Below are 12,423 nucleotides of genomic sequence, written 5' to 3' on the forward strand. Positions count from 1 at the left end.
AAGCATGCAAGAAAAATTAGTGGACCGTTTCTTTAAATACATAAAATTCGAGACAAGATCGGATGAAAAAAGTCTGACAGTGCCCTCAACCCAAAATCAGGTGGATTTCGCAAAAATGGTTTTGATGCCGGAACTGGAAGAAATCGGGCTTTCGGATATCCAATACAATGCAACGAATGGATTCGTGACAGCACGTTTGCCGCGCAACTCAGAGAAAGAGTTCCCTACAATCGGGTTCATCGCTCATATGGACACAGCTGATTTCGAGGCAGCAAATGTAAATCCGCTTATTTGGGAACACTATGCGGGCAACGATCTGATTTTGGATGCGGAAGCGCAGGTGATGCTTTCGCCCAAGGACTTCCCTGCGTTGAAGAACTACATCGGTCAGACATTGATCACTACCGATGGAAAAACGTTGTTGGGTGCTGACGACAAAGCCGGCATCGCTGAAATCATCACAGCCTTGGAAGCGATAAAAGCAGCGGATGACATAGAGCACGGGGACATCAAAGTCGCCTTCGGGCCCGATGAAGAAATTGGCCGCGGAGCCGATCTTTTTGATGTGGCCGGTTTCGGTTGCGACTTTGCCTACACGATGGATGGCGGCCCGTTGGGTGAACTTGAATACGAAAGTTTCAATGCGGCGCAAGCCATCGTGACGATCCGTGGCAAAAACGTGCATCCAGGCACTGCCAAGGACGCAATGGTGAATGCGATCAAATTAGCTATCGCATACGACGGCGCTTTGCCACAAAATGAAGTCCCTGAAAAGACTGAAAAGCGTGAAGGCTTCTATCATCTGTTGGGCATTGAAGGCAATGTGGAAGAAAGCAAGATGACCTACATCATCAGGGACCATGACAAGGAGCTTTTTGAGAACAAGAAAACAACCATGCTTGCGCTGGCAGAGCGCATGAACAAGGAATTGACCGAGGACCGCATTTCTATCGAAATGCACGATCAATACTACAACATGGGTGAAGTGCTGAAGAACGATATGCGTCCGGTCGATTTGGCGGAAACAGCGATGAAGGCATTGGGGATCAATCCGATCATCGAACCGATCCGCGGCGGGACTGACGGCTCAAAATTATCCTTCATGGGTTTGCCGACCCCGAATATTTTTGCCGGGGGAGAAAACTTCCATGGGCGCTATGAATTTGTGTCTGTCCAATCAATGGAAAAAGCAGTAGCTGTCATCGTGGAAATCATCAGACAAAGTCAAGGCTATGGAAAGCAATGAGAAACACCGTTCTGACGTATCTCGTTGTGACGAATGTTTTGCTCTTTATATTGATGGGCGTAGACAAAAAGAAAGCGCGGCAAAAAGCTTGGCGCATACCGGAACGCAATCTACTTTTGCTCGGATTTCTAGGGGGCGGGTTAGGCGGATTCCTGGGGATGCATCACTTTCGCCATAAAACAAAACACCTGATTTTCAAGGTAATCTTCGGTTTGGGTACGCTCTTGATAGGAATAACAACTTATTTCGTATTCATATGAAGAAAATGCCGCTATTCCCCATTCGGGAGTAGCGGCATTTTCTAATTGTTTTTTATCAGGAATTGGAAGGATACGGCTTCGGGGCCGGCATGGGTCATAACGCTTGCGCTGGCGTATGATGTGTGCATTTGGGCATTAGGGAAGGCGTTTTTCAGCATGCCGATGATCTGGTTCGAATAATCCGACAAACCGTCATGCGTGATGCCGATCGCTTCAACATCCGAGTATTTTTGTTTTAGTTCTGCGATGATCTCTTCGTACCGTTTTACGATTGATTTGGTGCCGCGGCCTTTTACGTCGGTAGTCAACGCACCGTCGATCATTTTCAGGTTTGCTTTAATGTTCAGCAGCGTCGTGATTCGGCCCATCGTTTTTCCGATGCGTCCGCCCTTGACCATATTTTCCAGGTTGACGATGCAAATGTACAGCAACGTGCGCTCTTTGACAGCCTGGATCCGAGGCAATGCTTCCGCGACCGTCAATCCTTCAGCGGAACATTTTGCAGCTTCCAACACTTGGAAGGCGGCAGCTCTTGCGCAAAACTGAGAATCGATGGCCGTCACCTTACCGTGGGCGAGTTTAGCCGCCTGATGAGCGGAGTTTACGGTACCGCTCAATGTTTCAGTCACGTAGATGGACAGGACTTCACTACCATCCATTGTCAGTTCATTGTATTTATCCAAGAAAGTTCCCATGGATGGTTGGGATGATTTTGGCAATTCTTTAGTGTTCATCATTTTTTCGAGGAACTCAGGTTTGGTTATGGTTATTCCGTCGTAATAAATCACATTCTCAATCATGGACGAAAGCGGGATTACCGTGATTCCATATCTGTCAATTTCTTCTGCGGACAATTCCGTTGTGGAATCGGTCACAATTTTGAAGTTTGGCATATTGATTCTCCTTAAGTACAGTCATATTTCCTTAAGCATAGCAGATTTTAGAGGAAAAGTAACGCAGTTATCCTTATGATTTGCAGGCATATTCCTCTAATCTTGATGTTTTTTCCTGTAGAATAGATTATGCTATAATAGGTTAGTTGCAGAAGAAAGTGGGTTACAAATATATGGATGGAATATTACCTTTATGGAAAGAACGCGGTATGACAAGTCACGACTGCGTATTCAAATTGAGAAAAATACTGAAAACAAAAAAAGTTGGGCACACCGGAACTTTGGATCCGGAAGTTGATGGCGTTTTGCCGATCTGCATCGGGAAAGCCACGAAAGTCGTCGAGTTTTTGACAGATACGGATAAAGCGTACGAAGGTGAAATCACTATCGGAGTCGCTACGACGACGGAAGATAGCCAAGGTGAACCGATCGCAAAGACACCTGTCGATCGAACGCTGTCATTGGCTGAAATCGACGCAGCCATGGAGGCAATGGTAGGTGAAAGCATTCAAGTTCCACCGATGTACTCCGCAGTCAAGGTGAACGGCAAGAGGCTATATGAATATGCCCGTAAAGGATTGACCGTCGAAAGGCCGCAAAGGACTATCCAAGTGATGCATTTTGAACGGATTTCGGAACCTGTCTATCATGCGGAAGACGAAACGATGTCCTGGTGTTTCCGGGTCACTTGCGGCAAAGGAACCTATGTGAGGACTTTGGCTGTCGATTTGGGGGCAGCCTTGGGTTATCCGGCTTACATGTCAAGTTTGACCCGCACGATGAGCGGAGGCTTCACGCAGACTGATTGCCTGACGTTGCAGCAAGTGGCTGAAGCAATGGCGAATGACGTGATTGACGAGAACCTGAAACCGATTGATTCGGTATTCGCATCATATCGGCAGGTAGCACTTGATGATGAGCTGTGGGATAAAGTGAGAAATGGCGCGGTTCTGTCGAAAGTGGGGCCTTTCGAAGTGATGGATGGCCCGGTTCTGTTCACCTATCAGAGCAAAATCGTGGCGATGTACGAAGCGCATCCGACTAAAGCCGGTTACATAAAACCCAGAAAAATGTTCCTATCATAATCAGCAAGGAGTTGCTAACGCAATGGAAATAATACATATACACCATCCCTATGACCAAAAACAAATACCAGACGAACAAATCGTGCTGGCTTTGGGATATTTTGACGGCGTCCATAGAGGGCATCAAGAAGTAATCAAGAGAGCAAAGGAAATTGCCGAAAATAAGAATTTGAAATTAGCTGTCATGAGCTTCAACCATCACCCGAGCATCGTGTTCCAGAAGATGAATCCAGAAACGATGCAGTATCTGTCGACCATCAACCGGAAGGCCGAAATATTTGAGAACCTGGGTGTTGATTATTTTTTTGTCGTCTCTTTCACATCTGCATTTGCCTCATTAAGACCACAAGAATTCGTCGACCAGTACATTTGCGGCTTGCATGCTAGCGCTGTCGTCGCCGGTTTCGATTATACTTATGGTCCTAGAGAAATCGCGGATATGAAACAATTGGTGCATTATGCTAAAGACCGCTTTGAAGTCATCGAGGTCGCCGAATTGAAGAACGAAGTTGAAAAAATCAGTTCCACGCATATCCGGGAAGCATTAACCGAAGGGGATATGGAAAAAGCGAATGCATATTTAGGCTATGTCTACCAGATCGAAGGCACGGTCATTCATGGTGATGCTAGAGGCAGACTACTGGGTTTCCCGACTGCGAATATTCAGACGGAAAAGCACACGCGCTTGCCTAGGAATGGCGTTTATATCGTGAGCATCAGGGTGAATGGAACGTGGCATCGCGGCACGGCTTCAATCGGGCACAATATCACTTTTGAAGCTGGCCGCGATAAGACTGTTGAAGTGTACATATTGGACTTCGATAAAATGATTTACGGTGAGAACGTAGCTGTCAGATGGCACCATTTTATCCGCAGTGAGATCAAATTTTCGGGCATCGAGCAACTGATTGCGCAGCTGAAAAGCGACGAAGCGGATACAATCGCCTATTTTCAGGACCATCCTTTGGATGAGGTGACACTCTAAATGGCAGCCGCTTATTTACACATCCCATTCTGCGAGCACATCTGCTTTTATTGTGATTTCAACAAAGTGTTTCTGGAAGGCCAACCGGTCGATGAATATGTGGATGCTTTGATAAAGGAAATGCAGTTATCTAAGCTGCTGCATCCTGAAGAAACGCTAAGCACCTTCTATATCGGCGGGGGTACGCCGACCACGCTTAATGAACGACAGTTGGAAAAGCTGTTGAACGGTATCCGCAGCACCTATTCCCTGCCTAAAAGCGCCGAATTCACGATGGAAGCCAATCCGGAGAGCGTTTCATTCGAAAAATTGAAGATCATGCGGGACTACGGTGTCAACCGACTGAGCATGGGGGTCCAATCCTTCAATAACGACATCTTAAAAAAAATCGGCCGCATCCATACAGCCGAGCAGGTGTACACTTCCGTGGCCGATGCACGCAAAGCCGGATTTGATAACATGACCATCGATCTGATTTTCCGGTTGCCGAACCAAACGATGGCTGATTTTGAAGACAGCCTGAAAAAAGCACTGGAATTGGATTTGCCGCATTACTCGATTTACGCCTTGATACTTGAGAATAAAACAGTGTTCTATAACTTGATGCGTCAAGGGAAACTGCCGTTGCCTTCAGAAGACACAGAGGCCGATATGTATGCCTTGGCTATCGAGACGATGACAAAAAACGGCAGGAACCAATACGAAATCTCAAACTTTGCACTGCCGGGCTATGAATCCCAGCATAATCTTACCTATTGGAAGAATGAGACCTATTTCGGTTTCGGAGCAGGCGCGCACGGCTATATCGATGGCATCCGTTACCACAATCATGGACCGATCCAACAATATCTGGCGCCATTACGGGAAAATAATCTGCCGATTATCCGGCAGCAACAGTTATCGAAAAACGAACAAATGGAAGAAGAGATGATTCTGGGGCTGCGCACGATGGCAGGTGTCAGCCAACAGCATTTTGCCGACAAATTCCAGACTTCGTTGCTGGATCAGTATGCTAGCGTCATTTCGGATTTGGTTACAGAAGGCCTGTTGATGCTTGATGGCGACAGAATCCGTCTGACACAAAGGGGCATTTTTCTCGGCAATGAAGTATTTCGTTCTTTCTTGATGTGAATACGCTCGTATCCGATCGGCTGCTGATAATGTTATGAAAAATGATTGTATTCCGTTGACAAAGCCCGTTACCCGTGATAAATTTATTTATGGTTAGCACTCATTGTGGTCAAGTGCTAAAGTGAGGTGAAAATCTTGTTAACAGAAAGACAGTTGCTAATTTTTGATTTGATTGTCAGGCATTACATCGAATTCGAGGAGCCGCTCGGGTCGAAGACACTTCTTAAGGAGTCTTCTTTGCCTTTAAGCTCAGCAACAATCCGCAACGAAATGATGCGGATCGAAGAATTGGGCTTCCTGGAAAAGATGCATTCTTCGTCCGGCAGGATACCATCCATCCAAGGCTATCGTTACTATGTCGATCAACTTTTAGGCAAAGAAAGCGAAGAAGTCGCTGACGAGGTCAAGCAAATGATCAAGCACGGCTTTCAGAATCCTTATCGTGAAGTGCAACAGGTCGTCGAAAAATCAGCTGAAATGTTGTCCTTTTTGACGAATTATACCGCTTTGGCGATCGGACCTGAAACAAAGGACAGCCGTTTGACGGGCTTCCGGCTGGTCGCACTCAATGAAGGACATGTGATGGCGATATTGGTGACTGACAAAGGACATGTGGAAAATCAGATTTTTTCTGTTTCGCCGGGCTTCTCAGCCACTGAGATAGAAAAAATCGTCAACATTTTCAATCAGGAACTGGTCGGCCGCACGCTGCAGGAAGTATTCGTCAAACTGCAAACGGACATTCCGTTGATTATCCGGAAGTACGTCGATGCAAAAATCGATTTCACAGCGATCTTCAATGACATTGTGGCAAAGTTGGAGCATGATCGTTTCCATGTAGGTGGTAGCATGAATCTTCTGAACCATTTGGATTCGACGATGGACAAGAATAAAGTCAAAGCCATTTTAAGCATGTTGAATGGGTCTCCGGACATCCATGCGCTTTTTTCTAACCCCAACGAGGGCGTCGGGGTCAAGATCGGTACGGAATTGAATAATGAGCTGCTGCATAATTTTAGTCTGATCACGGCTACTTATGACACGGCTGGCAACGGTAAAGGCCTGATCGCACTGCTGGGGCCAACCAATATGCCTTATCAAAAAATGATCAGTATCATGAAATTTATGCGCTATGAACTTTCTGATAGCTTGAATGATCTGAACAAATAAGCACGACAAAGGAGATTTTGAAGTGGACAATAACGAAGAATTAGTGGAACAACAGGAAACAACCGTTGAAACATCAATGGAAGAGGGCCAAGAAACAGTCACAGAAATAAGTGAGGTTGAAGCATTACAGGCAACCTTATCCGAAACGGAAGACCGCTTATTGCGCCTGCAAGCAGAACTCGCAAATATCCAGAAACGCAACGCGAAAGAAAGGCAAGATGCGGCGAAATACCGTTCCCAGTCATTAGCGCAGGAGTTATTGCCGGTGATGGATAGCCTGGAGCACGCATTAGCGATTGAAGTTGAAGATGAAAAAGCTGTGAACCTGAAGAAAGGTTTGGAAATGGTCTTGAACTTGTTTACAGATGCTTTCGCCAAAGAGGGGATTTCTGCGATCAATCCGATCGATCAGCCTTTCGATCCGAATTTCCATCAATCCATCCAAGTGCAACCGGCTGCTGAAGGGCAAGCTCCTGATACAGTCGTCGCGGTAGTGCAAAAAGGATACACCTTGAAAGAACGTGTATTAAGGCCAGCAATGGTTGTCGTATCACAATAATTTTATTGATAAACATAAAAATTTCATATAGAGGGGAATAACATCATGAGCAAAATTATCGGTATTGACTTAGGAACAACAAACTCAGCTGTAGCAGTATTAGAAGGCGGAGAAGCTAAAATCATTCCAAATCCAGAGGGAAATCGCACGACACCATCTGTCGTATCATTCAAGAATGGCGAAATCCAAGTGGGCGAGGTTGCAAAGCGTCAAGCAGTGACAAACCCGAATACAATCAGCTCCATCAAACGTCATATGGGCGATGCTGGCTACAAAGTGGAAGTGGAAGGCAAGAGCTACACACCACAAGAAGTTTCAGCGATGATCCTTCAATATTTGAAAGGTTATGCGGAAGACTACCTGGGTGAAAAAGTTGACAAAGCCGTAATTACTGTTCCAGCTTACTTCAACGATGCACAGCGTCAAGCGACTAAAGATGCGGGCAGAATTGCCGGTCTGGAAGTAGAGCGTATCGTCAACGAACCGACGGCTGCTGCTTTGGCATACGGATTGGATAAAACCGATAAAGACGAAAAAATTCTTGTATTCGACTTGGGCGGCGGTACATTCGACGTTTCCATCCTTGAATTGGGCGACGGCGTCTTCGATGTATTGAGTACAGCCGGCGACAACAAATTGGGTGGCGATGACTTCGATAACAAAATCATCGACTACTTGGTTGCAGAATTCAAGAAAGAAAACGGAATCGACCTTTCAAACGACAAAATGGCGAAACAACGTCTGAAAGATGCTGCCGAAAAAGCCAAGAAAGATTTGTCGGGCGTAACGTCAACTCAAATCAGCCTGCCGTTCATCACTGCCGGCGAAGCTGGTCCATTGCACTTGGAATTGACGCTTACCCGCGCGAAATTTGATGAAATCACGTATGACTTGGTTGAACGCACAAAAATTCCTGTACGCCAAGCGTTGAAGGATGCCGGTTTATCCACTTCCGAAATCGACGAAATCATTTTGGTTGGTGGTTCAACACGTATTCCTGCAGTCATCGAAGCGGTCCGCAAAGAAGCCGGCAAAGAGCCGAACAAATCCGTTAACCCGGATGAAGTTGTCGCAATGGGTGCTGCCATCCAAGGCGGAGTCATCTCTGGCGACGTAAAAGACATCGTACTATTGGACGTTACACCTTTATCATTGGGTATCGAAACAATGGGTGGCGTGTTCACAAAATTGATCGACCGCAATACAACAATCCCTACAAGCAAGTCACAAGTCTTCTCGACTGCAGCCGACAATCAACCTGCTGTTGATGTACATGTGTTGCAAGGGGAGCGTCCGATGGCAGCCGACAACAAAACTTTGGGTCGCTTCCAATTGACTGATATTCCAGCTGCACCTCGTGGCGTTCCACAAATCGAAGTATCGTTCGATATCGATAAAAATGGTATCGTAAATGTTCGCGCCAAAGACTTGGGTACGCAAAAAGAACAAACAATCACTATCAAGTCTTCTTCCGGTCTGACTGACGAAGAAATCGAAAAAATGGTGAAAGACGCGGAAGCAAACGCTGAAGCAGACAAATTGCGCAAGGAAGAAGTAGAATTACGCAATGAAGTGGATCAATTGATCTTCCAGACTGACAAAACATTGAAAGAACTTGACGGTAAAGTCGATGCTGATGAAGTGAAGAAAGCTGAAGAAGCGAGAGACGAGCTGAAAGCAGCAGTTGAAGCCAATGATTTGGAACAAATGAAAACGAAGCGTGACGCTTTGAATGAACTTGTTCAAAACCTGACTGTCAAACTGTATGAGCAAGCTGCTCAAGCGCAACAACAAGAAGGTGCGCACAACACAGCGACTGACGATGGTGTCGTAGATGCCGATTTTGAAGAAGTAGACGACAAATAGTCAACTCTAACGGGAGGAAGCCAACGCTTAACTGCATTGGCTTCTCTCACTGTATAGAGAGATAAAGTTCAGATGAAGCCAATCAATGGAGGCGAAACAATGGCGAAAAGAGATTATTATGATATCTTGGGTGTGGCGAAGGATGCCACGGATGACGAGATAAAAAAAGCTTATCGGAAGCTTTCCAAGAAGTTTCACCCGGATATCAACAAAGAAGCGGGTGCAGAAGATAAATTCAAGGAACTTGCTGAAGCTTATGAAGTCTTGAGCGACGGCAATAAACGTGCAGCTTATGACCAGTACGGACATGCCAGTACCGATCCCAACTTCGGCGCAGGCGGCGGTTATGGCGGCGGCTTCGGCGGCTTCTCGGGCGGCTTTGAAGATATCTTCGATTCCTTTTTCGGAGGCGGCGGTGGGCGTGGCAGAAACCCCAACGCCCCCCGTCAAGGCTCCGATTTACAATATCGTATCCACCTTACCTTTGAAGAAGCGATTTTTGGGAAGAAAGAAACCATCCGTTACAAACGTGACGAGGAATGTAAAACTTGCAGCGGTTCCGGTGCAAAACCCGGCACACAACCAAAAACGTGTTCGAAGTGCCATGGTTCAGGAGCGATTGGTGTCGAACGGAATACGCCTTTTGGCCGCGTAATGACGCAAGCAGTCTGTGATGTCTGCGGCGGAACAGGTAAGGAAATCACGGATAAATGTACAACATGCCACGGACACGGGCATGTCGAAACTGACCACTCGGTGGCGGTTACTATCCCTCCAGGTGTTGACGATGGACAACAGATGCGCTTAAACGGACAAGGCGAAGTCGGCAGCAATGGCGGTCCGTACGGTGACTTGTATGTCGTTTTCCAAGTGGAACCAAGTGATATTTTCGATCGTGAAGGAACAGAAATCCATTACACGCTGCCGATCAGCTTCGCCCAAGCCGCATTGGGTGATGAGATTGAAGTGCCTACCGTACACGGTAAAGTCAAACTGAAGATTCCTGCGGGGACACAAACGGGCACCAGTTTCCGTTTGAAAGGCAAAGGAGCGCCACGCTTGCGTGGAACCGGAAATGGCGATCAGCACGTTAAAGTGACCGTCGTCACACCTAAAAACCTTAACGAGAAGCAAAGAGAGGCAATTCGTGCTTTCGCAACAGCGGGCGGCGATACGTTGGTGGAAGATGAATCCAATTTTTTTGATAAAGTTAAGGACGCCTTCAAAAATAAAAAATAAATAAACGGAATGAACCGGTGCTTTGTAAACAACAAGCAACCGGTTCATTTTTTTGCTCCAATACTATTCTGTTAGATTTTTTGTAATTAACATGAGGATTTAAACACTTTTTTTATAGAAATAGCACAAATATTCACAAAATATGGTATGTAAGGGGTTACAATTCCGCGGAATAGGATTATAATGGAAGTATCAAATAAAAGAGGTGACGTAAATGGCTACTATAGAATCGTTCAACAGATCCGAATTAAAGAAGTCCAACCCTTTACTTACGAAATTCCGGACAACGGTCGAAACAGCTTTTTATGGCAAAAACATGCAGGAAGTCACGGACATGACGGAAGCCTATAATCTCGCACTGAACGCTAAAGGTGTGGTCGTGACCGACCTGCCTGTGCTCCATACTGAAGAGCTAGGCTTGCCGAATGATGCCAAAGTACTTGTCGAAAACGGCGGGAGAATCATCGGTCGTACTGCCCGCGCCAAACGGATCATCGGAGAGAACAAGGAAGAGGACGAAAAACTTCAAGCCATCATTATGGATGTCATTTATCAAAACAGACTGCGCCATTATTATAAAGCGACAGGGTATGTCGGTTTGGATAAAGATTTCATCATCAAGGCGCATATCGCTTTTCCTGAAGGAAACGAAAACAATCTTTACTCCTGGCTGTTGAACTTCCAGTGGGACAGTCCGGAATATCAGGAGATGTATGCACAGTCGAAGCTGTACAACGAAGGCGATATCTATATCTACACAGATCCCGACTGGCGCCATCCAGATTATCCGCTAGGTGTGGCTGTGTTCGAGCCTGATAAAAATGTAGCCTGTATCCTGGGAATGCAATATTTTGGTGAATTCAAAAAAGGCACGCTGACGCTTGCATGGGGAACCGGTCATCGGAATGGATTTGTTTCTTGCCACGGCGGACAAAAACACTTCCGCCTACCAAATGGCGGGTCGTATGTCGCTTCCTTCTTTGGGCTTTCGGGGTCAGGAAAATCGACTCTGACCCATTCGAAACATGACAACAAATATGAAGTGAAAGTACTGCATGATGATGCCTTCCTGATTGATTTGACGGATGGATCATCTATCGCGTTGGAACCTTCCTATTTCGATAAAACTCAGGATTATCCCGCTGACCATCCGGAACAAAATTATTTTGTGACGGTTCAGAATGTGGGAGTGACAAAGGATAACGAGGGTAAAATTGTGTTGGTCACCGAAGATATCCGAAACGGTAACGGACGTACAGTCAAATCTCGTTACTCTACTCCAAATCGCGTGGATAAGTTCGAAGAACCGATCAACGCTGTCTACTGGATTATGAAGGATGATGCCTTGCCGCCTTTGGTGAAGGTGGACGATGCGGTCTTGGCAGCAACCTTCGGAACAACGTTGGCCACAAAACGCACGACTGCGGAAACGCTTAAGAAAGGTGAGTCGACCGATACACTGGTCATCGAACCATTCGCAAATCCGTTCCGGGTCTATCCATTGGTTGAAGATTATGATGGTTTCAAAGAACTGTTGGGTCATGAAGAAGTCGCCTGCTATATTATCAATACTGGGTTCTTCATGGGCAAAAAAATACCGAAGGAAGTATCTTTGGGCGTCATCGAAAGCGTCGTTGAAGGGAAAGCCTCATTCGTCCCATTTGGCGATGCGCCGCATCTCAGTTATCTGCCGGTGGATGGTTTCGATCCTGATTTCGAAGATAAAGACTATACGAAATTGGTGAGAAGACGCATGCAGCTAAGAGAAGACTTCTTGGAAGAATTCAATGCTGCCCATCCGACAGTGCCGCTGCCTGATGAAGCCATCCAAGCATTGCAAAATATCATTGATGCGTTTTAAATTTCAATGGGAAAGAATCCGATGGAGAGCCTTCGGATTCTTTTTTTCCGCACGCGTCCGGTAGGGGTGATGACTTAGTGGTGACAGCCCACTCGATTGACATTCCGAACAAATGTGAGAAAGACTTC

11 protein-coding genes are annotated in these 12,423 nt (G+C 46.1%); 10 read left to right on the top strand and 1 reads right to left on the bottom strand.

All coding sequences use genetic code 11. The features are described from left to right. The first annotated feature begins 4 nt into the window (after nucleotides 1-4). Nucleotides 5-1,246 carry a peptidase T gene (gene pepT / locus ACKPCD_RS08415; RefSeq protein ID WP_321432932.1) on the top strand — a complete coding sequence of 414 codons (1,242 nt, stop codon included), beginning with the start codon at nucleotides 5-7 and terminating at the stop codon, nucleotides 1,244-1,246. Beyond that, complete coding sequence (locus ACKPCD_RS08420) at nucleotides 1,243-1,506, top strand: DUF1294 domain-containing protein (RefSeq protein ID WP_276646665.1); 264 nt, start codon at nucleotides 1,243-1,245, stop codon at nucleotides 1,504-1,506. Before pepT ends, ACKPCD_RS08420 begins: the two co-directional genes overlap by 4 nt. A 41-nt stretch (nucleotides 1,507-1,547) precedes the next feature. On the opposite strand, the gene ACKPCD_RS08425 is transcribed toward ACKPCD_RS08420, so the two are convergent. Further along, nucleotides 1,548-2,399: a fatty acid kinase binding subunit FakB gene (locus ACKPCD_RS08425; protein WP_321432933.1), complete on the bottom strand. Its 852-nt coding sequence runs from the start codon at nucleotides 2,397-2,399 to the stop codon at nucleotides 1,548-1,550. A 173-nt stretch (nucleotides 2,400-2,572) separates the two neighbouring features. Between ACKPCD_RS08425 and truB the strand changes: the two genes are divergently transcribed. The 8 genes from truB to ACKPCD_RS08465 all read left to right on the top strand — a co-directional run bounded on the left by truB (nucleotide 2,573) and on the right by ACKPCD_RS08465 (nucleotide 12,295). After that, nucleotides 2,573-3,484 (top strand): tRNA pseudouridine(55) synthase TruB, encoded by a 912-nt coding sequence (truB, locus tag ACKPCD_RS08430; RefSeq protein ID WP_321432934.1) that lies wholly within the window; start codon nucleotides 2,573-2,575, stop codon nucleotides 3,482-3,484. 22 nt (nucleotides 3,485-3,506) lie between these two features. After that, complete coding sequence (ribF, locus tag ACKPCD_RS08435; protein WP_321432935.1) at nucleotides 3,507-4,469, top strand: riboflavin biosynthesis protein RibF; 963 nt, start codon at nucleotides 3,507-3,509, stop codon at nucleotides 4,467-4,469. Next, on the top strand, nucleotides 4,470-5,600 hold the full coding sequence (gene hemW, locus ACKPCD_RS08440) for a radical SAM family heme chaperone HemW (protein WP_321432936.1): 1,131 nt from the start codon (nucleotides 4,470-4,472) through the stop codon (nucleotides 5,598-5,600). 135 nt (nucleotides 5,601-5,735) lie between these two features. Further along, entirely contained in the window at nucleotides 5,736-6,770 is a 1,035-nt protein-coding gene (hrcA, locus tag ACKPCD_RS08445; RefSeq protein ID WP_321432937.1) for a heat-inducible transcriptional repressor HrcA, read from the top strand. A 22-nt stretch (nucleotides 6,771-6,792) separates the two neighbouring features. Continuing rightward, nucleotides 6,793-7,329 (top strand): nucleotide exchange factor GrpE, encoded by a 537-nt coding sequence (gene grpE, locus ACKPCD_RS08450; RefSeq protein WP_086988611.1) that lies wholly within the window; start codon nucleotides 6,793-6,795, stop codon nucleotides 7,327-7,329. A 45-nt stretch (nucleotides 7,330-7,374) separates the two neighbouring features. Then, on the top strand, nucleotides 7,375-9,195 hold the full coding sequence (dnaK, locus tag ACKPCD_RS08455; protein WP_288927474.1) for a molecular chaperone DnaK: 1,821 nt from the start codon (nucleotides 7,375-7,377) through the stop codon (nucleotides 9,193-9,195). A 99-nt stretch (nucleotides 9,196-9,294) separates the two neighbouring features. Beyond that, nucleotides 9,295-10,434: a molecular chaperone DnaJ gene (gene dnaJ / locus ACKPCD_RS08460; protein ID WP_321432938.1), complete on the top strand. Its 1,140-nt coding sequence runs from the start codon at nucleotides 9,295-9,297 to the stop codon at nucleotides 10,432-10,434. Nucleotides 10,435-10,648: 214 nt separating this feature from the next. Further along, on the top strand, nucleotides 10,649-12,295 hold the full coding sequence (locus tag ACKPCD_RS08465; protein WP_321432939.1) for a phosphoenolpyruvate carboxykinase (ATP): 1,647 nt from the start codon (nucleotides 10,649-10,651) through the stop codon (nucleotides 12,293-12,295). Nucleotides 12,296-12,423 lie beyond the last annotated feature (128 nt).

The organism is Trichococcus flocculiformis (assembly GCF_963662535.1).
GTDB classification, from domain to species: Bacteria; Bacillota; Bacilli; order Lactobacillales; family Aerococcaceae; genus Trichococcus; species Trichococcus flocculiformis.